The sequence below is a fragment of the Streptomyces sp. NPDC003248 genome (assembly GCF_055563235.1).
The window spans coordinates 22,185-44,264 of record NZ_JBVHDT010000022.1; the positions used below are offsets into that span (position 1 = coordinate 22,185).

Here is a 22,080-nt window from a genome sequence, read left to right on the forward strand (position 1 = left end):
GAGCATCGTGAAGATCGTCATCGAGGGCGCCTCGCCCGAGTTCGAGCGCAAGCTGCTCGCACTGCTCGCCGACCACCGCCACGAACTGGCGGTCAGCGTCGACACCGAGTGGGACACCGACCGGGCCTTCCTCTACCTCCTGGACCTGCCGGCCAAGGCACGCAGGTTCGCCCAGCTCGTCGTGGAGGCCGACGGCGACAAGGACGCCGAGGAACTGCGCGCCGCCTTCGACGGCGAACTACGCGGCCCGACCATCGCCCTGTCCCGCGCGGTGCCACGCGGCGTACGCAAAGGCTGGTGGCCCGAGGGCACCAGGGCTCCCATCGCCCCCCGCTACGACCCCGAACACCCCTCATGGCAGAAGGCCATCGCCTACACCATGACCCGCGAGGACACGGCCGTCTTCCGGACCGTCTTCCAGAACATGGCCGACGGCACCGTCAGTATCCCGCCCGGTCTCTTCGGCGGAAGGAACGCGCACCGCGACGCCGAGGGGCGGCAGAACGAGGAGGAGCAGGAGTGAGCAGCCACGAGGTGGAGTACCACTGGGTCATCACGCTCAGCGGGACCCTTGGGCCCGACCGCAACCAGGTGACGGTCGGCGACCACGGCACCGTGGTTCGTGATCCTGCCACCACCACCCGCATCAAGGTCTGCAACGAACTGATCGCCCATCTGAAGGACTCCGTCCTGGCACGGACCGGGATGCTCCTGGAGGACGCCAACATCCTCTGCTTCGAACTCGAACCCAACCAACTGTGACCAGGCGGTCCGCATCAACCTGCCCACTCCCGCCGACTCCGTCCAGAGGAGACGACATGACGTTATCGCCCGACGTGCTGACCACGGCGGACACGCTGTGGCGGCGCCTCATAGAGCACCAGCCCGCCGTGGCCGCCGCGCTCGCCATGCAGGTGCGCGCGCTGCCCGAGGACTGGTCTCAGCGTTTCCTCGGCGTGGCCCGGCCGCACGCCGCGCTGGAGCTGCCGGCCACCGGTGATGTGCCCATGGAGATCGAGCCGTACGACGTCGCTGACTGGGCGAACTGCCCGGCCTGCGGCGAACTCGACCGGCTGTGCCGCTACCACGAGGGCTACACCATCGGCTACGAGGCGCTGAACCAGCCGCTCACGGAGGCCGCCCGCGTCGACTCGAAGGTCACCCTCGCGGACGCCCTGCGGCGGCTGACCGAGGCGGAGGAGGCTGCCGAGCGCGGTGAACTCGCCGCCGCCGGGGAACGGGTGACCGGGGGGCAGGGATGACGACGACCGCGGGCTTCCTGGTCATCCCGGCCCTCGACCTGGCCCCCGGCACGCTGCTGGTCGCGGTCGGCCCCGGCGCTTCGGGCAAGTCGACGTACGCCGACACCGCGGCGGTCGACGTCGTGGTCTGCCTCGACTCCCTGCGGCGCGAGATCGGCGGGGACGCGGGCGACCAGTCCGTCACCCCGGCCGCCGTGGAGCGGCAGAACGCCCTCCTGGAGCAGCACCTGAGCACCGGGGCGACGGTCTTCCTCGACAGCACGAACGTGGAGCCCCACGTGCGGGCACAGCTCGTGGAGCGGGCCCGCCGGCACGGGCGCCCCGTCGTCGCCCTGCGCTTCCTGCCCGACCTGGGCACCTGCCTGACCCGGAACGAGCTACGGCCGGCCAACCGGCGCGTGCCCGACGACACGCTGCGCTGGCAGCACGACCTCACGCGAAAGGCCACCCCGGACGCCCTGCTCCGGGAGGGCTTCACCTCCGTGCACCACATCGAACCCACCCCGACAGGAGCCACCGTGTCCAACGACGTCCTCGCCCCCGAGCGGATCGCCGATGCCGTCGCCGTACTGCGCAAGGCACAGGAAGGCGACCAGGACGCGCACCGAGACCTCGGCGACTACTTCCCGGAGTACGAGGGGCTGGTGATGCAGACCGACCACGCCCGCTACCTCGAACTCGCCGCCCGCGCCGGTCTGGTGGCCACGCACCTCCTGCTCCTCCAGAGCGGCGGGAGGTGGCTGGCCTCGGTGGACACCTACACCTCCGACCTCGCCCTGCCGCTCGCGTCCGTGGCTCTCGGGGACTACGCCAGCAGGACCGAGGCGGTCCGGGAGACGGTGCGCGCGGCGACGGACAACGGATGGGCGCTCGCCCCCGAACACGAGTGGTCCGACTTCGACTGCGGCGGCGGGGAGATCCACATCCCGATCCACGTGCGGCCGACGCGCTGACCCTTCCCGCCTCTGACCAGCGAAAGGATTCCATCCCGATGCGTACCTGCACCCGTATCCAGCGCCGCCGCGACCGCGGTTGGCGCAAGCCCGAGCGGTGCATGATCGTGGACCGCACCTCCGACTTCGGCAACCCGTTCACCGTCGCGCAGCTCGTGGACATCGGCTACAAGGAGCCGGAGGCCCGCGCGACGGTCATCGCCGAGTTCCGTCCGTGGCTGCGTGGAAGCCGCGCCAACTGGACCGCCGACGAGAGCGACCGGCGCCGGGAGAAGATCCTCACCCGGCTGCCGGAGCTGCGCGGCATGGACCTGGCCTGCCCGTGCGAGCCCAGCGAGCCGTGCCACGGCGACGTGCTGCTGGAGTGGGCCGCGCTCTCCCCGCTCGCCTTGGAGGTGCGCACCGCCGCGACCCGCGCCCGGGTCGACCGGCAGCGCGTCCACCACGGCCTGAAGCCGATGTACGACGCCGACGCCCTGGCCGCAGTCCTCACCCGCGACGTGGACCTCGACTGCCTGGTCGACTTCGACCCGGGCGACGGCGTGCCGCAGCGCTGCGACAACCGCACCTGGAACCACTACCTGAAGAAGCAGCGGCTGCACGAGGACGCGGTGACGGTCCGGCTGGTGGAGGTGTTCGCGTGAGCGCGCCCGAGGAGAACCCCGCCGAGCGCGCCGCGCGCCTGCCCTTCATCGCCCGGCCCGCCGCGCGGGAGGTCGTCGTCGTCATCGACGCGGAGCCCGAGGACAGCGACGCGGAGCGGGCCGCTCGGCTCCCGTTCGTCGCCCGGCCCGCCGACGGGGAGCCGGAGTGAGCGCGCCGGACGAACCGCCCCGGCTGGACCGGGCGGAGACGTACGCGCAGACAGCGCACCGGATCTACGGCGACCGTCGGGCCGCCCCGCCGGCGCGGGAGCTGCTGCTGGCCGTCGCCTACGCCCTGTTCGTCGCTCCGGGCGAGCCCGGGCGCGTGCTGAACACCGCCGCCCGGGCCCTGGGCCGGAACCCGGCGACCGGCCGCCCCCGGTTCGACGCCCTGGTCGCCGACGACGCGCCCCGCTACGAGCCGCCCCGCGCGGCCGCCGACTGGGGCCCCGGGCAGGCTCCGGGCTGCGAGGCCCCGCGCCTGCGGCCGTACGTCTACCGGCCGCGCCGACCCGCCACAAGCGGGGACGAGACTGCCGCGGTGCCGCTGCGGCCGCTACCCGAGCCGGTCGTCCACGTCGGCCCGGACTACGTCCCGCCGGTCGACGTCCGCAACGAGCGGCAGATCTGCGGCGCCGACTCCCACCACAAGGTGCTGGAGCTGGACCCGCGCACCGGCTGGGTGCTCCCGCACTGGTTCTGCAAGCGGCACGTCGACCACGCCGAACGCGTCGCCGAGCAGGTCCGCGAGCAGAACGCGGCCGCCCCCGAGCCGATCCCGAACCGCGGCGGCCTGCTACCGGCGTACTTCAAGGCGCCGTGGGAGGACGTCTACCGGCACTACGCCCCGGCGAGCTGGAAGCCGCCCTCGTACGGCCTCTCCGCCGACGACTGGCCCGACCCGGGCAACCCGCCCCCGGTCCGTTCCCGGCGCCTCCGCGCCGTCTGAACCGCACCATCCACCACCGCCTCTCTCCCGGAAGGACACCCCGCATGACCAGCACCCTCGACACCCTCGCCAACCAGGCCGCCGTACAGCTCAGCGAGCCCGACACGTGGTTCGGGCTCAGCGGCCACCGGGTGACCGGCGAAGCCGTCGCCCACCACCTGGAGGCCGCGGCCCACCTGATGGAGCGCGAGAACTGGGACCCCCAGCTCTACGCCCCCTTCACCGGCCACCACCTGTCCGACGCCCTCGCCAGCACCGCCAAGGACGGCCAAGGCGACGCCGACACCCGCTTCATCGCCCGCAAGGTGATGGAGACGCTACTCCAGGTCGTCATGGGCGCCCCGTACGTCGACTACGAGGTCTGGAGCGAGCACTCCACCCGGACCCTGGAAGAGGTCGTGACGCTCTGCCGCACGGCCGCCAGGATCGCCCGCCACGTCGGCCCGGAGCAGCCCGGCACCCCGAACCTCCCGCTGCCGTAGGCGCAATTTATCTGGCCAGATAGATCAACCATCAGGTGCTGCACCTGGTGCACCACGGCGGCGCGGACGCACAACGACGCGGGCCCCGGCTCCCCCTCGAAGGGGGACCGCCGGGGCCCGCGGGTTATCTGGCCAGATAGACCACCTGTGTCAGGCGGACTCCTCCGGCGCGAAGTTCTCCATGCAGTCGCCGCACATGATGTTGCGGCGCTCCAGCGTCTTCGGGGAGACCCGGATGACCGCGGGCGACGGCTCGCACTTGCAGACCGCCTTGACGTAGTTGCGGTCCTCCTTCTCCTTCTTCCCGGTGGGCGCCTCGCCGTCGGTGTCGGTGCCGGCGTCGGCACCGATCTCCGCATCGTCGGCCGACCCGCCCTTGCTGCCACCCCCACGAGTACGGGTGGCGAAGAGTTCGGGCCTGCGGGTGGCGTGCATCGCCTTGTCCAGCGCAGCGATCTGGTCGGCGTACGTCTTGGCGGCCTCCTCGCTCACCAACGAGTAGCCAGCGAACCCGTACTTCTTCTTCCACTTCTCGGTGATGCCGTCACGCTCGATCAGCCCCAGTTCCTGGGCCACCTTGCGGAACTCTTTGTTGTGGTACTGGCTCGCCGAGCAGTCGTTGACGCCGCGCGCCTCGTTCACCGCGTGCACCGCCTCGTGCAGCAGGTACCCGAAGACCTTGTTCGCGCCGTCGGCGAGCGACTCGGCGGTGACGAAGACTTCATGGTGGAGGGCGTCTCCCTCGCGCAGTCGCCACCGGCGGGGCGCGAAGTGGGCCAGCTCGACCGCGCTTGCGCGGCCGCCGGTGGCCATGCTGATGACGGCCTCGGGGAGGTCCGGGTGGCGGGCGCGGATCGCGTTCCATGCCTCGACCAGGGCGGAGGTGACTCCGGCGGCGATCTCAGCGATCGCCACCTCGACGGGCAGGTCGGGCACGACCTCCAGCGACGGGGCGGGAGCGGGCTCGGGGATGACGGCGACGGCTTCGGTGGTCATGGCTCCATCCTAGCTGAAACTCACCTCTTAAGAGGTGAGTTTCTAGGGTGAGTTGGCGGCCTACTGCTCCAACTCGGGCTTGGCGGCGGCGCGCTGACGGTGCTGTCCGGTATGCAGGAGTCCGGAACCACCTGGCGAAGGAGTCTCGCGTGTACGTCGACATGGCCGCCCTCGATGAGGAGTGCACCCGCCTGGCCTGCCTCATGGCCGACCGCAGCATGGAACACCTCACCGTCCCCGAAGCGCGGTCCCCCGAGCAGCAGGGCGCCGACCTGGAGGCGGAGTTCTCCAGCGAGCTGGAGCGGTCCTTCGCCCGGATCGTCGCGGCGGGCTCGGACCCGGAGTGCATCCTGCCGAGCATGCTGATGGGCATGGCCGGGAAGCTGGCGATTCTCGCGACCGACGTGTCCCTGCGGGCCGACCCGGACACGGACGCGGCGGCGGTGATCCGGTCGATCGGCGGCCGGTAGCAGGGCCTGGAGACGCCGACGGGCCGCCGGGTGGAGTCTCCCCGGCGGCCCGTCGGCGTGTGGCGCTGCGTCAGTCCTCGGCGTGCGTCCAGGCGCTGGGCACCAGACTGGGCAGGCGGTGGTCAATCTGGTGCTCGCCCTTGGTGCAGCCCGCGAACGGGCCGGTGGACCCGCGCAGCTCCCGCAGGGCGGGGTCCAGGTGGTCGCGGTGCCAGACCGAGGGGCCGGTGTACCCGCAGGACGCCGGGTCCGTCAGTTCCTGCCAGGCGAGCCACACCGCGTGCAGGCGGGCGATGGCCACGGGGTGCTCCCACCACAGGTGGCACCACCGGGCATCGGCCGACGGCTCCGCGAGGTAGCCGGGCACCAGCACTCCCTCCACCCACTCGATCAGCGCGCGCAGCTCGTCGTCGTACTCCGGCGGGTCCAACAACAAGATGAACGGCGGGTACTGCCACTCCTCCTCGTCGCCCTCGTCGGCGGCGGCCTCCCCGCCGGCCGTCTCCTCCTCGTCGGCGGAGGCCTCGCCCGGTTCCCCGTCCTCTCCCCCGGTGAGCCGCTTGACCAGGGCCGTTAGGTTGGCGACCTGGGCCTTGAGGTCTTCGATGTCCTCGAACATGCCGATGGGCACGTCCAGCTCCGGGACATCCTCGGGTTCATCGGCCACTGCGCGCCGCCTTCCGCTCCTCGTACGCGGCGACCGCGCGCTTGGTGATGGCCTGCTCCTCGGCCTTCATCTGCGGGCCGATGTGCTCCATCAGCTTCTCCGCGTACCAGGGCCGCAGGCTGATCTGCGCGACCGGCATGCCGGTGGCCAGCAGCAGGGCCGTGCCCTTCTTCATGGCGCGGATCTCGGCCGGGTCGAGCACCTGCTCGCGCTGTTCCGACCAGCTCCGGCTGCCGCCGTCCTTGGACTTGGAGTACGAGCCGCGCTCGACGTAGTGGGCGCCAGTCAGCGTGGACACGTCCTGGGCAAACTTCGCGTCGTCCATGCCGACACCGATGATCTTTTTCGTGGCCGCGCTCCACATGGAGTCCATGCCGACCTCGCCCCACGCCTTCACGCCCTGCCGGTAGGACTGGAGGATCACCATCGGCGTGATGCCCCGGGACCCGAGGTGCGAGTACAGGTCGGGCAGGTCGGCGATCTTGCAGATGTTCGCGGCCTCGTCCAGGACGGCGCGCATCGGCTCGGGCAGGCGGCCGCCGTGGCGCTCGCCCGCCTCGGCGCCGGCGGTGAACACCGCGTCCGCCAGAGCGGCCACGACCGCGCTGGACGGGCCGCCCTTCTTCGACAGCAGGTAGAGGGTGTCCTTGCTGAGGGCGAAGTCCTCGGGGTCGAACCGCGGGTGGTGCTTGTCCGGGGTGACCCACGCCAAGACCTTCTCGTCACGCAGCGCACTGACGGCAGTTCGGGCATTTTGGTAGATGCCGGACTGCGTCTCTTCCGCGATGTTGATCGAGCTGTCCACCTGTTCGGCGAGGACGGGCTCGTTCGCGTAGAGGACGCGCAGCGGCGCCTTCTCCTTCGGATCGGACAGCCACTTCATGACGTCCCGGACGCTGCCGCCCTCCCAGTACGCGGCCCGGAACAGGCCCACGAGGAGGTCACCGGCGGCTTGGCTCCAGAAGGGGTCGGCCTGTTCGCTGGTGATCTGGTTGACGAAGTGGCTGGCCAGTCGCTCGGCGCCCTCCAGCGTCTCCGCCTGGGCGATCATGTCCCACCACATCTGGCGCTCGGCCTGGGCCACGCCCTGGGTGTCGAGAATCCAGGGGTGGCCGACCTTCGCGCGGCTCGTCAGCGTCGCGGCGTACACGTCGGCCTTGTTGCTGGTCATCAGCAGGGCGCCGGGCGCCTCCTCCGCCACGGGGATGGCCAACGAGGTGGACTTGCCGGCGCGGGGCGCCATGATGGCGACGTAGGTGTCCTCGTCGTTGCCGCGCAGTTCGACCCCGGAGGGCATGTGGTCGCCGAGCAGCACGCCCCGGTCGCGGGCCGGGAGCTTCGACGACTTCGCCTCCTTCAGTGAGGCCCGCAGCCGGGTGGCCGTACGTGCCGCGTGCTTCGGCGTCAGCTCGCGCACCTGGTGCAGCGTCGCCATGCTGGAGGGGTTCCGGAACCACCTGAACGCCCATCGCAGGCCCCACACGAGGAACACGACGACGGCCAGGTCCGCGACGGTGGCCCCGACGATGGACGCGGTCTGGGAGTGCGGCCACACCCCGGCCCAGTCGGTGGCCATCCGGTAGCCGGTCAGCGCGTTGGCGGGCGCGGTGTCCGCGCCGGTGAGGACGGCGCCGGCCGCTGCCCCGGCCCAGGTGGCCGCGGACAGGACGACGGCGCCGCCGAAGAGGATGCCGCCTGCCGCCCATGCGCGGTCGTTGTCCGTCATCATCAGCGAGCCACCCCCGTGGTCGTCGTCCTGCGGCGGTTGTTGTCCGTGCGGTACAGCCGCTGCTCGGTGGCGGTGAGTTCGAGCGCCGCGGCGATGCCCGGCCGGGTGCCGAGCTTGATCAGGTACTTGCCGCGTCCGGGGTGGCGCACCGTCTCCTCCTCGGCGGGCCGGGTGTCGTCCTCGTCGTAGCTGGTGGGGTCGATGTCCAGGCCGGTGGAGGTGGCCGATGCCCATGAGCTGACCATCATGACCTCCTGTTCGGTCAGCATCCGCTTGCCCGTGACGCGCCCGAGTTCCTCGGTCGTGGAGGCGCCCAGCACCCAGGTGTCGCAGCGGTCCATCAGACCGCGTGCCTTGGCCCGGTCCATCTCGGTGGGCAGCGCCTCGACGTCGAGCAGCGAGTGCGTGACGTAGATCGTCACGTCGTCGGTGGTGCGGTTGAGGCGGGAGATCGCGTCCATCGCGTCGACGAGTCCGGGGCCGGAGCGCAGGGCCCGCCACATCTCGTCCATCGGGAGCACCAGCTTGCGGTCCAGCAGTCCGATGGAGCGGGCGGAGTCGATGCTGGAGTACGTGTAGGCCCAGGTCGCGATCATGCCGGCGGAGACGACGTCGTTGCCGCGGGCCCTGAGTGCGGAGATGTCCACGGAGACGGCGGGTGCGTTGATGTCCAGCGGTGTGGTCGTCGCGCCGTCGAACAGCCCCTTGAGCGGGCCGCCGATCAGGTTGTCGAGTCCGGCGATGACGCTGCGGGTCAGGTCCTGGTACCGCTGCCCCTCGGCGGCGAGCTTGCTGCGCAGTTCCTCCGGGGCGGAGCGCAGGACGGCGGTGACGTCGGCGACGACGGGGTCCCTGCCGGAGGGCTGGGCTGCGGCCGCGACCTGGACGGCGGTGTCGAGTGCGCTGCGCTCGATCTCGTCGGGGGTGCGGCCCAGGCCGTGCTTGGTGGACAGCAGCGCGACCAGGGTCTCGAGCCTGCGGCCGTTGAGGACGTCGAGCAGCGCCTGACGGCGGTCGGCGGGCAGCGTCTGCACGCGGTCCTTGAGCGGGCCGGAGTCGAGCGGGTTGATGCGGCCGATGCCGTCCCCGATGCGGACGACCGACCCGCCGAGTTCGGAGATCAGGGTGCTGTACTCGCCCTTGACGTCGCCGGGGACGCACACCATGTGCCCGTAGGCGGAATAGACCAGGCAAAGCCGTTTGACCAGCGCGGACTTGCCCGCGCCGGGCTGCGACATCACCCACACGCCGGGGTTGGTGGTGAGGCGTCCGGTCCAGCCGGAGGGGTCGATGCACACCAGCTCGCCGGTCAGCACGTCGCGGCCGACCGGTACGCCGCGCGGGGGCAGGCCGGAGCCGAGGAGGAACGGGTAGATGCCGCCGGCCTGGCTGGTGGGGCCGGTGTAGACGGTGCCGGGGTCTTCGACCGGAACGCGGCCGCCGAACGGGCCTCCCCATCCCAGGCGCGGTGCGAAGCGGGCGCGCAGCTTCTTCTCTGCGCGGCGTTCCTCACGGCTCGGGGCCGCCTGCTCGGCCGGCCGGGTCATCCGCTTGGGGGTGGTCACCGCCGGCGGACGGGGCTTGCGTGGCGCCATGGGGATCAGTCCTTCACCAGCGGGTGGTAGCCGATCGGCAGTCCGGCCGCGAAGACCGCGGCCTGCGCTCCGTATGCGGGCCGCATGCGGATGCCGCGTGTGGCCTTGACCGCGCGCTCCAGTTCCTGGCGGGCGGCGGGCAGGTCGGCGGTGCTGCGGGCTGTCACGGTGACCATCAGCGTCCAGTCGCAGACCTGGGAGCCTCCGGCGACCTGGGCGGCGGCCTGCTCGGCGCGCTGCGCGTCGGCCTTCTGCGACCACTTCGCGCGGCCCTTGACCTCGGCGGTGGCCTGCGCCCGGTTGTAGGCGTGGGAGATCTCCCGCTCCAGCACCGCCTCCCCCTCGTGGGGGTCGAGCACCCGGTAGGCGAGGGTAATGCGCCGCTGGAAGCGGCCCGGGGCCAGCAGCGGCAGCAGCACGCTGTAGGAGATGGGGCGGCGCGGCATCTCCCGCAGCACCCAGGAGACGGAGACGCCGCCGTCGTGGGCGTACTCCTCCCAGCCGTCGTCGGCGGCCTGCGGCCCGCACTCCGACCAGGACAGTTCCTCGAACTCCTTGTCGCGGGCGTTGAAGACGTCCGGGTCGTACGCGGAGCGGACCAGGCGGCGCAGGTCGACGTCGGTGGCGCGGCGCTCGATGTCGGTGCCCGTGCCGGACAGGTCCAGCCCGTCGACCACCCGCAGCGCCTCGGCGACCTGGTCGACCAGCTCCGTCGGCGCGTTGGCGGAGGCGGCGGGGTCGACGATGACGCTCATCCACGGCGCCACGCTGGCGGTGGCGTGCGGAGTGGTGCGGACCAGCTCGTCGATGATCTGCGTGGCCAGCCGCGGAGCGCGCGGGTCCTTGCGGGCCTTCACGTCGTCGCCGAGGGCCTCCCCCGCGCCGGGCGTGATCTGGATGGTGACGCTCGCGCCCTTGACGTGGTCGTCGGTGGACATGGCGTCCAGCACGCTCGACCAGGTCCGCAGGCTGCTCTGCACGGCGCCGGTCGGCGCCATCAGACTGCCACCGGGCGCCAGCAGCGTCGTCACCGTCATGCGGCCCGACGCGCGGTCGTGGACGACGCCCACGTGCCGGCCGGTGGTGGGGTCGTAGGCCTTGATCAGGGTGGAACTGGCACCCACCCCCGGCAGGTCCAGCGCGTACGGGTGGGGCAGCAGCACCCGCCGGTAGGCGGTGGCGTCCACCCTCGCGGCCCGCTTCCACGACAGACGGGCCCAGTAGTAGGCCAGCGCGGACATGCCGTGACGGCGGACGGCCGCCGCGACGATGCCCAGGAACGTGACGGGAAGGGTGACGAGGAGGGTGCCCGGCGCCTGTGAGCCGACGATGCCCTCGGCGACCAGAATGCCCGCGGCGGCCATCGTGGCCGTCTTCGACAGGCCGCCGAACCCGAAGGACTGCCGGGTCCGGAAACCGTCGACCATCAGTGTCCGCGGCACCTCATGGCTGGTCACTGCGTGTTGCCCCCGTTCCCGATCTGTCCGCTCGCACCCTGGAGGGTGTTGTTGACCCCGTCGATGATCTCGATGGCGACAGCGGCCGCGCCGGCCGCCGCAGTTCCCGTGCTCGCGGTCGAGCCGGACGCTCCGGCCGCCTTGCCTCCGGAGGCCCCGGTGTTCGCTCCGACGCCGGCCGTGGCGCCGTCGGCCGAGGTGCCCTGGGCTGGGACGCGGCCCGCTTCGTTGCGTGCGGCCTGCGTCCGGGCGTCGCGCCCGGCCTCCCCCTCGCCACCGCTGCCCTGGCGGCCCATGTTCCGTTCCCGCTCGACGTACTTGGCGTGCTTCACCGCGCTGGGAGGCTCCGCCCCACCGCCGCCCTTGCCGGTCGCGCCGTCCTTGCCGTCCTTGCTGGCGCGGCCTCCGATGTAGCTCGCCGCGCTGCCCAGCGCCCCACCGACACCCCCGGAGGCCAGACCCGACCCGACCACCTCGCCGAACGGGGCGAAAACCTTGGTCAGCGGGCCCGGCGCCAGGATCGCCAGGACGAACGTGGCACAGCCGCGCAGCCACTCGGCGAGCGTGTGGGAGCTGCCGAACTCGCTGAAGCCCACACAGATGATCAACGCGAGGATCGGCTTGTAGGCGATGACCACGAGGATCGACGTGATCAGGCGGGGCGCCCACTGCCGGGTCGCGTCCCCGCCCACCCGGCCGCCCGCGGCCACCGGCAACAGCAGACACTGGATCGGAATCGCGGCCTGCCGCAGGAAGACCAGGACCAGCTGGATGAACCCGACCAGCAGCAGGACTAGGACGATGCACAGCGTGGTCACCGGGTTCTTGATCGTGACTGGGAGCATCACCGCGACGATCGTCTCGTAGGCCTTGCCGTCTTCCGTGGCGTCGCCCTTGAAGGTCATGTCGACCATCCCGTCGACCAGGGCGTCCCCCACACCCAGCAGGGTCGCGATCAGGCTGAGACCCACCGCGGACAGCAGGATGTTCTCCACCCATCCCAGCGCGGCCCGGCCGAGGTGTTTGGCCTGGCCGGTGACGGCCATCTTGCCGATCTGCCACATCGCGCCGGCAGTGGCGAAGACCAGCCCGAGCCAGGTCAACATGCCTGCCAAGGTGGCGTCCTCGCCGAACAGGCCGGTGCCCGCCAGATTCACCGAGGGGTACATCAGGGAGACGGTGAGAACCTTCCTGATGACCCACTTCGTCACGTCGACACCCGAGGTGATCACGTCACCGAGAACGGAGTCCCAGACGGCGTCCCAGGCCTCGTTGGCCTTGGCTTGGACCCCGTCACCGACCGTCTCGCACATGTCGTAACCGGCGCCCGCCGTGACCACATTGGCGATGACCCCGATCGGCGAGAGCGTCTCAACCGCATAGCATGCACCCGTCACACCGGTGCTGATCGGCCCGTCGTCCGCCGCCGCTGCCTGCGACGCAACCACTCCCACGCCGAGCACGGCAGCCAAGGCCAGCAGAACCGCCGCCAGACGCCTCATGACGCCTCCCGGATGGCGGTCCACCCAATCTCGTTGAACTTCGTGTCCCCCGGGACAGCCATCCCCGGCTTATCCGAACCGGCCTGCTGCGAGGCGCGCACGGCCGCATTCGCCGACAGCTTCCAGTCCCCGGACTCCCACTGGGCCGCCAGCACAAGGCGGATGTACTGGATGGTCTCCTTCTCCAGTTCTCCCTTCTTCGTCGCCACCTGTCCCAGCAGCCAGGCGCTGACCTCGTCGTCAGACTCCTGAATGACCTTGAAGCCGATCACAGTGGTCCGCACGTAAGACCCGGCTGGCAGTTCGGCATCTTCGGAGACACCCATCTGCTGGTGCAGGGTCTCGTCGACCTGCCGCGCTTTCTCCTCGATCTGCTCGGCGTACTCGTCGCTTTGCTCGTCGGAGACGTAGTAGGAGCGATAGGTGTTCAGCTGCCCATCGACCGGACTGTACCCAGGCTCGATGTTGTTGTTGGTGCTGGTCACCATCATCGACACCGCGCCTTCGCTGGTGTGCGGGAAACCGACCTCGCTGCCGTACTTGTCGGTGCGCTCCCCCTGCGGAAGCGCCACCCACCGCTCCGGCTCCGTCCAGTCCTCCGGAGCGGTGTAGTCCGGGACCGGGCTCGCCGAAGCGGCGGAGCTGGACGCGCTCGGCGTCGCCCCGCTCTTGCCCGCCGTGTCCGATCCGCCGTCGTTGCCGCCGAGCACCACGTACCCGGTCAGGGCCAGCACTGCCGCGAGAGCGGCGCCGGCCAGCCAGGTGGCCGGGGTGTTCCAGGTCCCCCTCGTCCGTGACACAGTCCGCCGCCTACGCGATGCCGTTGACGATCGCGATCAGGGACCCTGCCAACAGGATGGCGGCCACACCGCCCCCCATCCACTTGAACGGCTCGCTGCCGCCGCCGTTGCGGGACTTGTCCGACACCGCCAGCTTGAAGACCCCGAAGCCGACGCCGCCGGCGCCCGCCAACACCAACAGCCACAGGCCGTAGCCGAACAGCTTCTTGACGGGGCCGGGAACGCCCGGGATCTGCGTCGGCTCGGTGGCGGGGATCAGGTCGCCGTCGGCCGCGAGGTTGATCAAATGCATGGCAGTCTGCATGGTCATCGTCCTTCCATCTGCCGCCGCAGCCTCTCGGCGGCGGCCTGTACGTGCTTGTCCTTGAGGGCCTCGTCGGCCGACTCGACCGTGCGCAGCACCGGTAGGTACGGCACGGTCGCGGTCCCGGCGAGGCGGGAGCGCAGTGCCCGGAAGCGGTAGCGCGCGGCAGGCACGGGCCGCGCGGGGGCGTCGGAGATCAGCACCAGCCACGGCCGCGGCAGAGCGGTGCTCCAGGTGCGGAGCATGTGCTCCACGCACACTGCGCCGTACACGGTGGTCTCCGCCAGCAGCACCGGCACCGCTCCGTACGGGACGGACTCGCCAGGGTGCAGCAGCCGGGCCTGCCCGCCGCCCTGAGGATCGAGCATCCGGGCCGCCGTGGCACCCGCAATTCCGTAACCGTGGACGGAAATCAAGGCAAACCGGAGGTCAACAGGGTGCTGGCCTCCGGCGATTGGGGTCACCGGATGGGTGGACATGCCTCAACTCCCCCGTGGCACAGTTGCGTTCGCCCATATTGATCTTGGGCTTCTGAGACTACAGAGGCTAGCGTGACTCACTGACAGCATTGGGTAGCGTTTTTTACGTCGGGGGAGGTCAGAGGGCGTTGTCGCTGTTCAACGGCTCGCGGGCACGGGCGTTACGCCTGAAAGCCGGGGTCGATGTCGAAGACCTGGCGGCCGCCGCGGGCGTCAGCGCCAACACCGTACGGTCCGCCGAAAAGGGCTCTCACCAGCCACAACCCCGCATCGCGCGCGCTCTGGCCCGCACCCTCGGGGTCCCGCTTGAGGATCTTTTCCATCGCGCTCCGGCTGTGACGCTGCGTGAGACACGCCTTCGGATGGGACTCACACAGGCTCAGATGGCGGCCCGCATCGGCGTGGTCCGGCAGGCGGTTTCACAGGTTGAGCGGGGCGTTTCCGGGGTGCGCGACCCGGTTTCATGGGCCGCCGGCTACGGGCTCACGCCCGCGCAGTGGCGGCGGGCCCACACGGCGGCCCGTGACCTGGTCCGGCAGAAGGTCGCCGAACGGATGCGCAAGGGCCGGGCGGCCCGGCGCACGACACGGGGGACGCACGCGTGAAGGTGCTCATCCGAGCCGCCGCTGCGGTCATCGGTCTGTTCCTGCTGGCCGTCATCGGCCTGGCGGCCGCGGTGCTCGTCGACCAGGACGCGGCGGCCGAGGAGCTGTCCGACGGCGGCGGCGGGCTCCAGGGCGTGCCGTCGGAGTTCCGGCCGTGGATCCTCAAGGCCTCCGAGGAGTGCTCGGAAGCGGAGCTGACCCCGGCCCTGCTGGCCGCGCAGCTCTACCAGGAGAGCAAGTTCGAGACCAGCCGGGAGGCGGCCACCTCCGACGCCGGCGCGCAGGGCCCGGCCCAGTTCATGCCGTCGACCTGGGCGACGTGGGGCCGTGACGCCGACGGCAACGGCGAGGCCTCCCCGTGGGACATCGGCGACGCCGTCATGGCCCAGGGCCGCATGATGTGCTCCCTGCTCAAGCAGGCCAAGTCCTCCGGGTACAGCGGTGACGTCCGCGCGCTCGCCCTGGCCGGCTACAACGCGGGCTGGGGAGCCGTCGAGGACGCACGGGGCATCCCCCCGTACGCCGAGACCCAGAACTACGTGAAGATCATCCTGTCCACGATGACGAAGTTCGAGGGCTCGGGTTCGTACGAGGTGTCCGGCTCCGGTGACGGCGCCGACGCCGTCCGCCGGGCCGTCGCCCGCCTCGGCACCCCCTACGCCTGGGGCGGCGGCACCCCCTCGGGCCCGACCACCGGCTTCTGCGACGGCACCAACGGCTATCTGAACGGCACGTGCTCCGCCTCGTCCACGGTCGGCTTCGACTGCTCCTCGCTCGTGCAGTATGCGTACTGGCCCTCCCTGCACCTGCCGCGCACCGCGGCCGCCCAGTACGGCGCCACCTCCGACCACGCCGTCTCCCGCAACAACCTCAAGGTCGGCGACCTGCTGTTCTGGTCGAACGGCGGCTCCGGCGGCATCTACCACGTCGCCATGTACGCGGGCGACGGCAACGTCATCCACGCCCCGCGCACCGGCAAGACCGTCGAGATCGCCTCCCTCGCTTCCGCCATGCCGGAGTCCGACTACTACGGCGCCACCCGCCCCTGACCCGCATGTAGGGCCGCTTTAGATCTGTCGGATTCTCAGCGATCTGTCGTCAACTTGTCGTCTGCGACAGATCGCCGAGAATCGCCGCAACCGCACCGCACGGAGAAACAGTCCTCACGATGGTGAATGCCCCCGCGGCGCGGACTGCGCCGTCCGGGGTAACGGCAGATCCCCGATGGTCTCCTCCAAGCAGCCCGTGACGGCCTCCGTCAGGGCTTCCACACGTCCGGTCCGCCGCCGCGCCACTCGATCAGGCCGGAGGCGGCGACGTACTCGGTGTCGGCGTCCTCGATGCCCGCCCGCCGCAGAAACTCGGCGATATCGAGCGGCCCGTACGCCATCCCGAGGAACTGGTCAGCCACACGGACTCGCCGGCCGCCGTCCTCGGCGGGCGGGTAGACCACGACGGGCTGAGCTGACGCCATGCCCTCAGGGTGCGGCCTGTGCCGAGCGGGCGCTAACCGAACACTCGTACCCATCGGCCGTATGCTGCGTCCTGGGCGGCCTCACGCCGGTCGCCCGGAACAGGACACGAAATGAGCGCCCCCGCACCGCCCCCGGCCACCGAACCCGACCCCTCCGCTCTGGCCTGCCCCGGCGACTTGGTCGGACCTTGTGCAACATGTCAGCGCAAAGTGCACAAATACGGTCGTGGCGGGTTCCCGCTCTGTCAGTGGTGCGCAGCACCCGTCAAGGAGAAGTGGGGCTCCACCGTGCGCTTCGTCAGCCTCCGGCCGTAGGCAAGGTCCAGCACCTGCCACTCCTCGCCGCTCCACGACCGACTGTGGGGTGACGTCGGCGCACGGCCCACCGGTCCGCGCGAACGACACCCCAGGTGGCGCTGGCGGACGATTCTCGCCCTAAAATCGAACGCGTGACCGACTTGCCGCCTGATCTACCCCGCCTCCGCACATTGGAGACGTGGCTCATCTACACCCTTGAGCGGGTGCGGCAGCAGATAGCACAGGCCGAGCAGCATGATCGGGAGCGGCAGCACGGAATCGCGGCCCGGCCGCCGGCGCCCGACTGGCTGCTGGAGCTGAGCCTCGGCGGCCGCCACCCCGCCCGGGTCCACGAGGGCCACTGTCATATGGCGGGCAAGCGGCCGCGGGGCATCGGCAGGCAGGAGGCGCTGCGGCGGCTCGCCGACGGCGTCCCCGCGTGCGGCCACTGCCGGCCGGACGCGGCGCTCGGCTTCCTGGACGGGTGAGTCAGGCGCTACGCGGGCTCCGTGGCGACGTCTTCTTCGCCGCAGCCTTCTTGGGCAACTGCTTCTTCGCCGCCTTCTTCCTCGGCTCCGGCATCTCGTGCACCTCGGCGTCCTCGCCCCGGGACGCCCGCGCCTTCTCCACGGACTCCGTCAGGGCCGCCATCAGATCGAGGACCTTTCCCGGCTTCTCCGGCTCGGGCGCCTCCGGCATGGGCCTGTCCTCGCGCTTGGCTTCGATGACCTGCGCGATCGCCTCGGTGTACTCGTCGCGGAACTCGGCGTCGTCCAGGTCGTCGCGGCTCATCATCTCCATCAGTGCGAGCGCTCCCTCGATCTCCTCCTCGGGGACGTCCACCGGTTCAGGCAGCAGCTCGGACGCGTCACGGATCTCATCAGGCCACCGCATTACATGGAGGACGATCGCCTGGTCGCGCACCCGCAGCAGGCCGAGCCGCTCGCGGCCGCGCAGTGCGTACTTCGCGATTCCCACTCTCTCCGTCCTCGCCAGGGCCTGCCGCAAGAGCTTGTAGGGCTTGGCCGCCACCTGTCCGTCCGGGGCCAGGTAGTAGCCCTCGCCGATCTGGATCGGCTCGATGGAGCTCCAGGGCAGGAAGCCGAGGATCTCGATCGCCTTCGCGGTGGGCAGCGGAAGGTTCTCCAGCTCCTCGTCCCGGATCGGGATGACCTGGCCCTTGGCGTACTCGTAGCCCTTGCCGATCTCTGCGTCCGACACCTCGCGATCCTCCAGCTCGCACACCTTCCGGTACCGGATACGGCCCAGACAACCCTGGTCACCTAGGTGGTACTGGTGGAAGTGGATGCTGCGGTCCTCGGTAGCGGACTGGATGTGGCAAGGGATGGTGACCAGGCCGAATGAGACCGCGCCGCTCCAGATGGTTCGGGGCATGGGGTACCTCCGCGACAGCCCCGAGAGATCCAGGCTATGGCCGGGCGGCCCGGGCTGCACCTGACGGCCCCTGGGCAGCCGCATGCCTCCCGTGGGGAGCCGGGAGGCGCGGCGGGCCCTGCCGCCCGGGGGAAGACGGCAGGGCCCGGCAAGGGGGCGCCACCTGGGGGGCGGGGCGGCCCGTGCGCACCACCATGCACCACAAACCAGCCACAGGAACAGATCACGGCCGGAATCAGTCGCTGTCAGTACCGCCCGGGATGATGGCCCTATGACGATCACGATGCAGAACTACGGACTCACCCGGACCAGCGCCGACGGCATACCGCGGGCCTCCGCCGTCGCCTACGACGAGCCCACCGCCGCACAGCGGCAGACCGAACTCGCAGCAGCCCACTGCACCGACATCGAGATCGTGCCGGTCCGCCCCGGCGTACTCCCCCGGCCGAGAGCCTGAACACGAGCGCTCACCCCGGTCTACCGCTCAGGGTCAGCGGGCCAGGGTGACCTCGACGGACGCGTTGGGGCAGCCGTCCAGGACGGCGGCGAGCGCGCTACGCTCGGCGGAGTCGACCGTGAGCCCCCACCGGGTCTTCACCGCGACCCAGTCGGTGACGTAGGTGCAGCGGTAGCCGACGGCCGGAGGCTGCCAGGTGGCCGGGTCCTGGTCGGCCTTCGACCGGTTGGACGCCGCCGACACCGCGATCAGGGCACGCGGGTCACCCAGGTCGTTGGCGTAGGCCTCCCGCTCCTCGGCGCTCCAGGCAGAGGCCCCGGAATCCCAGGATTCGGCGAGCGGCACGAGGTGATCGATGTCCAGAGCGCGTGCGACCTCGAAGCGGGTGTCATCGTAGGGCGAGAACCAGACGCCTCCGGTCAGCCGACAGCGGGGGCCCTGCTCGGGGGCGATCACCGCCTCCTCCAGGAGGACCTCACTGCGCGTGCTGCACCCGTCGCGGTCGGCGTCGATCCAGTGCCGATACTTGTCGCGGGTGTAGCCGGTGCGGTCCTCGCCCTGCACCGGCAGGGCCGCCAGCGCGTCCCGGACGGGCAGCACGACCGTCTCTCCCGGCGCGCGCCCGGGCGGAGCGGCGTCCGGGGAGCTCGCGGCCTGCGCGGCGGCCGGGGCGACGAGGGCGGCGAGTACGGACACCGCGGCAGCCGCGGACAGGAGGGCACGAGAACGACGCACGGACGGGCTCCTCACGAGAGATCACGACAGATTCGTGATCTTCGTAGCGCCCCCGGACACGGCGCCGCCGCTGAAGTCCCCTCGTTCACACCCACGCGCAGCAAGTCACATGATCAGCCGGTATTCAGCAGTACATCCCACCCCAGCCCTAAGATCCCCTTTCCAGCCGAGAGCACGAAGGGGCGGATGCGTGAAAGGCGAACACGAGCTTCAGGCGCTGCACACGGTGGAACAGGCAGCCGAACACGGCTGGGCCGTCGACGAACACGCCGTGCCGCTGCGCCCGTACCTACGCCGCCTGCACGGCCTGGGGCTCGTAGAGATGGCCGACCGCGAGACACGCGCCGAACTGTCGGCATGGGAGGGACGGCCGGTGTACTGGGCAGCCCGCCTGACCACCGCCGGCCGCGACCTGCTCCTCTACACCGGTGTCCGGCCCGCGCCCGCCCGCACCCCCGCCCAGCCGGGCCCGGCCCAGCATCTGGTGGAGCTGCTGCCCTCACAGATGGACGCGCTCAGGGTCTTCGTCGGCCTCGCCGATCGCCTGGCCGTCCCGCCGGCGGCGGGGCTCGTCGAGCTGGCCCGTACCGCCGTCTACGACCGGAATGCGGGGCGGTGGCGGATGTTCCTGACCCGGGAGCAGATGGAGTCCGTCGCCTACGCCTTCTGGCTACACCGGCTCTCCAGCTCGGCCGCCGAAGCCAACCGCTTCGGCCGCGACTACGGCCTCCACCACCAGCCCCAGCCCCAGCCGCCCCACCAGCCGGAGGCCTTGCCGCGGGCCCGGTCCACCGACGCGGCTTGGCCGCGGTAACCCGACCCCGCCTTCCTCGACACCACACCTTGGTCACCGCCTCACGTGCAGCCGAGGGGGCCACCCACACCGGGCGGCCCCCTCTACCGCGCCCCCGCCCCGGCACAGGCGCGCCCCTCCCCAGGTGCGGAGCCACGCCGCCCGCGGCTGGAGGCGCCAGTCCGCCCGGCACACTCCACCGGACCAAGAGCCTGAGCACGGGCGTTGAGCGGTCAGGCGACGGGCGTGTACAGCCATTCCTGCGCCCTGGCATCCCGTGTGGGCCGTACCTGCACGCTGCCGTCGGACGCCGCCTCCCAGGACACGCGCGCGTCGCCGGCCGGGTGGATGTGATCTGCGGGAGCGTCCTCGTCCAGCGGCGTGGACACCCACATCTGCGACCGGTCGTCCTCCCGGCACGGCAGAAGTGCCAGACCCTGCGGAACCCTCGAGACACACATCCCCGGCTGCTGGTCGCTGCGCAGGGTCTCCCACGAGAAGTAGAACTGTTGCGCTGCGTCGCCGGGCTCACATTCGGCGGTCAGAGCCAGTTGCAGCGGCGGCGCATCCGCCGACCGCGGCACCGGCTGCGCCGTCACACATCGGTCGTCCAGGCCACTGCGCAGCAGCACCCTCTGCCCGTCCGGGAACGCCCCGGCCGGCACCGCGGCCGCAGCGAGCACACCCACCGCAGTCACCGCCACTCCCCAGGTCCTGAACGTCATCGGCCGCATCACTACCTCCTTGTTGATCACCAGCACATGGCCAACGACGAGGTCAGGCCTGGGGCACGAGCCGCGCGTCACCCGTACCGGTGATCACCAAGACGTGACTACGTCCACAAGAGCCGGGCTACTGACCGCCCCAAGCCGTGCACTGTTGCCCCTACCGGCCCCTCTGACGACCCGGGACAGGTGTGTCCGGCTGCCGGTGCGAGGCGACTCCGGCCTCGGCAGGCGCCGCGCCCTTCGTCTTCCCCTTAGTAGGGCCCACGCTCGGCGACGTCGACCGAGCCGCCGCAGTGTTCACCCTGGCCCCCGGTCCCGCTGGCGCACCGACCGGCTTGCGCAGTGCGTAGTTGGCTGCCTGGACCAGCCGCCGCCCCATCTGCGACTGCGGACCCTCCTGCCAGGAGGTGTCCTTCGACAGCCGGGCCAGGTGCTCCGCCACCGGCTCACCCCGGCTCTCCATGTCCGCCATCCGCGCGGCCAACAGCGGCCATTGCCGCGCCGCCACGAGCAGCTCCGCCTCCCGCTCTGCCCCCGGCATCGCCTCGCGCACCATGCGCGCGAACCGCTGGTTCTCCGAGGGTGCGATGGCCAGTTGCCGAAGGGCTCGTTCCCGGTCGCCCAGGTCGAGATCTTTGGGGATATCCAGCCCGACCGTCAGCGGCCCGTACGACAGCTTCGCATCCCGGCTCGTGGTGGGCACCTCCGCCGCCGCGAGCACGTTCGCGACCGCCCGGTCGACGCCGACACCCTCCTCGTATGCGGACGCGAGAATCGCCCGCACATCGACCCCGCGTTCATCCAGCTTCGCCATCGTCGCGGCCATCTCCGGCCACGCCGGAGACGACAGGATCGCCTCGCGTACCGGTCCTGCCGGCAGCGTCTCGCGCAACGCCTTCGCCCACTCGTCCGTGCCTTCGCGGGCCACGCGCTCAGCGTTCGCCGCGACCTGGTCCCGAACCGTCACGGCGATCTCACCGATACGCGGGAGCATCATCTCCAGGTCCACCCCGGCACGCTTAAGTGCCATCACCTGCTGCGCGAGCTGCGGCCAGTCCGCGCCCTCCAGCAGTGCCGTGCTGATGTCCGGCGGCAGAAGCTTCTTCACTTCGTTCGAAGCCTCCTCCACCGACTTCTCGGCGTCCGGGAGTTCAACCTCCTTCCCGGTCTTCTGCTGCTGGCGACGTACCGCGTCCGCGATGGCCAGGATCAGGCGGACCGCCATGACGGAGGTCTGCACCGCCTCGGCGGCTGCCTCCGCGAAAGCCTCCCCGGCCCGTTCCGGTGGCGTCGGTGTTGCCATGTCC

Annotated in this window: 28 protein-coding genes; 14 read left to right on the top strand and 14 right to left on the bottom strand. The window is 71.0% G+C overall.

What is annotated here, in order from left to right:
- The first annotated feature begins 7 nt into the window (after positions 1 to 7).
- Genes ACZ3KJ_RS33175 through ACZ3KJ_RS33210 form a run of 8 tightly spaced genes read left to right on the top strand, consistent with a single transcriptional unit; the run spans position 8 to position 4,290 of the window.
- Positions 8 to 523 carry a hypothetical protein gene (locus ACZ3KJ_RS33175; protein ID WP_467532458.1) on the top strand — a complete coding sequence of 172 codons (516 nt, stop codon included), beginning with the start codon at positions 8 to 10 and terminating at the stop codon, positions 521 to 523.
- Positions 520 to 762 (top strand): hypothetical protein, encoded by a 243-nt coding sequence (locus ACZ3KJ_RS33180; protein WP_467532459.1) that lies wholly within the window; start codon positions 520 to 522, stop codon positions 760 to 762. Before ACZ3KJ_RS33175 ends, ACZ3KJ_RS33180 begins: the two co-directional genes overlap by 4 nt.
- A 56-nt stretch (positions 763 to 818) precedes the next feature.
- The gene (locus ACZ3KJ_RS33185) at positions 819 to 1,262 is read left to right on the top strand and encodes a hypothetical protein (RefSeq protein WP_467532461.1); all 444 of its coding nucleotides are present in this window, start codon (positions 819 to 821) and stop codon (positions 1,260 to 1,262) included.
- The gene (locus ACZ3KJ_RS33190; RefSeq protein WP_467532463.1) at positions 1,259 to 2,215 is read left to right on the top strand and encodes an AAA family ATPase; all 957 of its coding nucleotides are present in this window, start codon (positions 1,259 to 1,261) and stop codon (positions 2,213 to 2,215) included. The genes ACZ3KJ_RS33185 and ACZ3KJ_RS33190 overlap by 4 nt, the downstream gene beginning before the upstream one ends.
- A gap of 38 nt (positions 2,216 to 2,253) precedes the next feature.
- The gene (locus tag ACZ3KJ_RS33195) at positions 2,254 to 2,859 is read left to right on the top strand and encodes a DUF4326 domain-containing protein (protein WP_467532465.1); all 606 of its coding nucleotides are present in this window, start codon (positions 2,254 to 2,256) and stop codon (positions 2,857 to 2,859) included.
- Positions 2,856 to 3,029 carry a hypothetical protein gene (locus ACZ3KJ_RS33200; RefSeq protein ID WP_467532467.1) on the top strand — a complete coding sequence of 58 codons (174 nt, stop codon included), beginning with the start codon at positions 2,856 to 2,858 and terminating at the stop codon, positions 3,027 to 3,029. Before ACZ3KJ_RS33195 ends, ACZ3KJ_RS33200 begins: the two co-directional genes overlap by 4 nt.
- Entirely contained in the window at positions 3,026 to 3,808 is a 783-nt protein-coding gene (locus tag ACZ3KJ_RS33205; RefSeq protein WP_467532468.1) for a hypothetical protein, read from the top strand. Before ACZ3KJ_RS33200 ends, ACZ3KJ_RS33205 begins: the two co-directional genes overlap by 4 nt.
- Positions 3,809 to 3,852: 44 nt before the next feature.
- Entirely contained in the window at positions 3,853 to 4,290 is a 438-nt protein-coding gene (locus tag ACZ3KJ_RS33210; RefSeq protein ID WP_467532470.1) for a DUF6197 family protein, read from the top strand.
- A 150-nt stretch (positions 4,291 to 4,440) separates the two neighbouring features.
- Here the strand turns inward: ACZ3KJ_RS33210 and ACZ3KJ_RS33215 are convergent, their stop codons facing one another.
- Positions 4,441 to 5,286, bottom strand: coding sequence for a hypothetical protein (locus ACZ3KJ_RS33215; RefSeq protein WP_467532472.1), 846 nt, complete (start codon positions 5,284 to 5,286; stop codon positions 4,441 to 4,443).
- A gap of 149 nt (positions 5,287 to 5,435) precedes the next feature.
- Between ACZ3KJ_RS33215 and ACZ3KJ_RS33220 the strand changes: the two genes are divergently transcribed.
- Positions 5,436 to 5,756 carry a hypothetical protein gene (locus ACZ3KJ_RS33220; RefSeq protein WP_467532474.1) on the top strand — a complete coding sequence of 107 codons (321 nt, stop codon included), beginning with the start codon at positions 5,436 to 5,438 and terminating at the stop codon, positions 5,754 to 5,756.
- Positions 5,757 to 5,826: 70 nt separating this feature from the next.
- On the opposite strand, the gene ACZ3KJ_RS33225 is transcribed toward ACZ3KJ_RS33220, so the two are convergent.
- From ACZ3KJ_RS33225 to ACZ3KJ_RS33260, 8 genes are all read right to left on the bottom strand, one after another.
- Positions 5,827 to 6,423 carry a DUF4913 domain-containing protein gene (locus ACZ3KJ_RS33225; protein ID WP_467532475.1) on the bottom strand — a complete coding sequence of 199 codons (597 nt, stop codon included), beginning with the start codon at positions 6,421 to 6,423 and terminating at the stop codon, positions 5,827 to 5,829.
- A complete protein-coding gene (locus ACZ3KJ_RS33230; RefSeq protein ID WP_467532476.1) occupies positions 6,413 to 8,152 on the bottom strand; it encodes a type IV secretory system conjugative DNA transfer family protein in 1,740 nt (579 codons plus the stop codon). Before ACZ3KJ_RS33230 ends, ACZ3KJ_RS33225 begins: the two co-directional genes overlap by 11 nt.
- Positions 8,152 to 9,747 carry an ATP-binding protein gene (locus tag ACZ3KJ_RS33235; RefSeq protein ID WP_467532478.1) on the bottom strand — a complete coding sequence of 532 codons (1,596 nt, stop codon included), beginning with the start codon at positions 9,745 to 9,747 and terminating at the stop codon, positions 8,152 to 8,154. Before ACZ3KJ_RS33235 ends, ACZ3KJ_RS33230 begins: the two co-directional genes overlap by 1 nt.
- Positions 9,748 to 9,752: 5 nt before the next feature.
- Positions 9,753 to 11,204: an SCO6880 family protein gene (locus ACZ3KJ_RS33240; RefSeq protein WP_467532479.1), complete on the bottom strand. Its 1,452-nt coding sequence runs from the start codon at positions 11,202 to 11,204 to the stop codon at positions 9,753 to 9,755.
- On the bottom strand, positions 11,201 to 12,730 hold the full coding sequence (locus tag ACZ3KJ_RS33245; protein ID WP_467532481.1) for a hypothetical protein: 1,530 nt from the start codon (positions 12,728 to 12,730) through the stop codon (positions 11,201 to 11,203). The genes ACZ3KJ_RS33240 and ACZ3KJ_RS33245 overlap by 4 nt, the downstream gene beginning before the upstream one ends.
- A complete protein-coding gene (locus ACZ3KJ_RS33250) occupies positions 12,703 to 13,440 on the bottom strand; it encodes a hypothetical protein (protein WP_467532483.1) in 738 nt (245 codons plus the stop codon). The genes ACZ3KJ_RS33245 and ACZ3KJ_RS33250 overlap by 28 nt, the downstream gene beginning before the upstream one ends.
- A 76-nt stretch (positions 13,441 to 13,516) precedes the next feature.
- Positions 13,517 to 13,816, bottom strand: a complete 300-nt coding sequence (locus tag ACZ3KJ_RS33255; RefSeq protein WP_467532485.1) for a hypothetical protein — start codon at positions 13,814 to 13,816, stop codon at positions 13,517 to 13,519.
- Positions 13,813 to 14,178 (bottom strand): hypothetical protein, encoded by a 366-nt coding sequence (locus ACZ3KJ_RS33260; RefSeq protein ID WP_467532486.1) that lies wholly within the window; start codon positions 14,176 to 14,178, stop codon positions 13,813 to 13,815. The genes ACZ3KJ_RS33255 and ACZ3KJ_RS33260 overlap by 4 nt, the downstream gene beginning before the upstream one ends.
- A 239-nt stretch (positions 14,179 to 14,417) precedes the next feature.
- On the opposite strand from ACZ3KJ_RS33260, the gene ACZ3KJ_RS33265 reads away from it, so the two are divergent.
- Positions 14,418 to 14,894 (top strand): helix-turn-helix domain-containing protein, encoded by a 477-nt coding sequence (locus ACZ3KJ_RS33265; RefSeq protein WP_467532487.1) that lies wholly within the window; start codon positions 14,418 to 14,420, stop codon positions 14,892 to 14,894.
- Positions 14,891 to 15,943 carry a C40 family peptidase gene (locus tag ACZ3KJ_RS33270; protein ID WP_467532489.1) on the top strand — a complete coding sequence of 351 codons (1,053 nt, stop codon included), beginning with the start codon at positions 14,891 to 14,893 and terminating at the stop codon, positions 15,941 to 15,943. The genes ACZ3KJ_RS33265 and ACZ3KJ_RS33270 overlap by 4 nt, the downstream gene beginning before the upstream one ends.
- Before the next feature lie 209 nt (positions 15,944 to 16,152).
- Here ACZ3KJ_RS33270 and ACZ3KJ_RS33275 read toward each other — a convergent pair whose 3' ends face one another.
- Positions 16,153 to 16,368, bottom strand: coding sequence for a hypothetical protein (locus ACZ3KJ_RS33275; RefSeq protein WP_467532491.1), 216 nt, complete (start codon positions 16,366 to 16,368; stop codon positions 16,153 to 16,155).
- Between the two features lie 449 nt (positions 16,369 to 16,817).
- Here ACZ3KJ_RS33275 and ACZ3KJ_RS33280 point away from each other — a divergent pair, with 449 nt between their 5' ends.
- Positions 16,818 to 17,153, top strand: a complete 336-nt coding sequence (locus ACZ3KJ_RS33280) for a DUF6233 domain-containing protein (RefSeq protein WP_467532493.1) — start codon at positions 16,818 to 16,820, stop codon at positions 17,151 to 17,153.
- Position 17,154: 1 nt separating this feature from the next.
- Here ACZ3KJ_RS33280 and ku read toward each other — a convergent pair whose 3' ends face one another.
- Positions 17,155 to 18,060 carry a non-homologous end joining protein Ku gene (gene ku, locus ACZ3KJ_RS33285; RefSeq protein ID WP_467532494.1) on the bottom strand — a complete coding sequence of 302 codons (906 nt, stop codon included), beginning with the start codon at positions 18,058 to 18,060 and terminating at the stop codon, positions 17,155 to 17,157.
- A 271-nt stretch (positions 18,061 to 18,331) separates the two neighbouring features.
- On the opposite strand from ku, the gene ACZ3KJ_RS33290 reads away from it, so the two are divergent.
- Positions 18,332 to 18,517, top strand: a complete 186-nt coding sequence (locus ACZ3KJ_RS33290) for a hypothetical protein (RefSeq protein WP_467532496.1) — start codon at positions 18,332 to 18,334, stop codon at positions 18,515 to 18,517.
- A gap of 33 nt (positions 18,518 to 18,550) precedes the next feature.
- Here the strand turns inward: ACZ3KJ_RS33290 and ACZ3KJ_RS33295 are convergent, their stop codons facing one another.
- Positions 18,551 to 19,252, bottom strand: coding sequence for an HNH endonuclease family protein (locus ACZ3KJ_RS33295; RefSeq protein WP_467532498.1), 702 nt, complete (start codon positions 19,250 to 19,252; stop codon positions 18,551 to 18,553).
- A gap of 190 nt (positions 19,253 to 19,442) precedes the next feature.
- On the opposite strand from ACZ3KJ_RS33295, the gene ACZ3KJ_RS33300 reads away from it, so the two are divergent.
- Entirely contained in the window at positions 19,443 to 20,066 is a 624-nt protein-coding gene (locus tag ACZ3KJ_RS33300; protein WP_467532500.1) for a DUF6417 family protein, read from the top strand.
- A gap of 212 nt (positions 20,067 to 20,278) precedes the next feature.
- Here the strand turns inward: ACZ3KJ_RS33300 and ACZ3KJ_RS33305 are convergent, their stop codons facing one another.
- The gene (locus ACZ3KJ_RS33305; protein ID WP_467532502.1) at positions 20,279 to 20,800 is read right to left on the bottom strand and encodes a hypothetical protein; all 522 of its coding nucleotides are present in this window, start codon (positions 20,798 to 20,800) and stop codon (positions 20,279 to 20,281) included.
- A gap of 130 nt (positions 20,801 to 20,930) precedes the next feature.
- Positions 20,931 to 22,076, bottom strand: a complete 1,146-nt coding sequence (locus ACZ3KJ_RS33310) for a hypothetical protein (protein ID WP_467532504.1) — start codon at positions 22,074 to 22,076, stop codon at positions 20,931 to 20,933.
- Positions 22,077 to 22,080: the final 4 nt, after the last annotated feature.

What these genes read in the sequence shown, in the direction of transcription:
- ACZ3KJ_RS33230 (WP_467532476.1), bottom strand. Translation starts at nt 8,152, where the DNA reads ATGATGACGGACAACGACCGCGCATGGGCGGCAGGCGGCATCCTCTTC.
- ACZ3KJ_RS33275 (WP_467532491.1), bottom strand. Translation starts at nt 16,368, where the DNA reads ATGGCGTCAGCTCAGCCCGTCGTGGTCTACCCGCCCGCCGAGGACGGC.
- ku (WP_467532494.1), bottom strand. Translation starts at nt 18,060, where the DNA reads ATGCCCCGAACCATCTGGAGCGGCGCGGTCTCATTCGGCCTGGTCACC.
- ACZ3KJ_RS33185 (WP_467532461.1), top strand. Translation starts at nt 819, where the DNA reads ATGACGTTATCGCCCGACGTGCTGACCACGGCGGACACGCTGTGGCGG.
- ACZ3KJ_RS33290 (WP_467532496.1), top strand. Translation starts at nt 18,332, where the DNA reads ATGACGATCACGATGCAGAACTACGGACTCACCCGGACCAGCGCCGAC.
- ACZ3KJ_RS33210 (WP_467532470.1), top strand. Translation starts at nt 3,853, where the DNA reads ATGACCAGCACCCTCGACACCCTCGCCAACCAGGCCGCCGTACAGCTC.
- ACZ3KJ_RS33235 (WP_467532478.1), bottom strand. Translation starts at nt 9,747, where the DNA reads ATGGCGCCACGCAAGCCCCGTCCGCCGGCGGTGACCACCCCCAAGCGG.
- ACZ3KJ_RS33255 (WP_467532485.1), bottom strand. Translation starts at nt 13,816, where the DNA reads ATGACCATGCAGACTGCCATGCATTTGATCAACCTCGCGGCCGACGGC.
- ACZ3KJ_RS33215 (WP_467532472.1), bottom strand. Translation starts at nt 5,286, where the DNA reads ATGACCACCGAAGCCGTCGCCGTCATCCCCGAGCCCGCTCCCGCCCCG.
- ACZ3KJ_RS33190 (WP_467532463.1), top strand. Translation starts at nt 1,259, where the DNA reads ATGACGACGACCGCGGGCTTCCTGGTCATCCCGGCCCTCGACCTGGCC.
- ACZ3KJ_RS33310 (WP_467532504.1), bottom strand. Translation starts at nt 22,076, where the DNA reads ATGGCAACACCGACGCCACCGGAACGGGCCGGGGAGGCTTTCGCGGAG.
- ACZ3KJ_RS33195 (WP_467532465.1), top strand. Translation starts at nt 2,254, where the DNA reads ATGCGTACCTGCACCCGTATCCAGCGCCGCCGCGACCGCGGTTGGCGC.
- ACZ3KJ_RS33260 (WP_467532486.1), bottom strand. Translation starts at nt 14,178, where the DNA reads ATGCTCGATCCTCAGGGCGGCGGGCAGGCCCGGCTGCTGCACCCTGGC.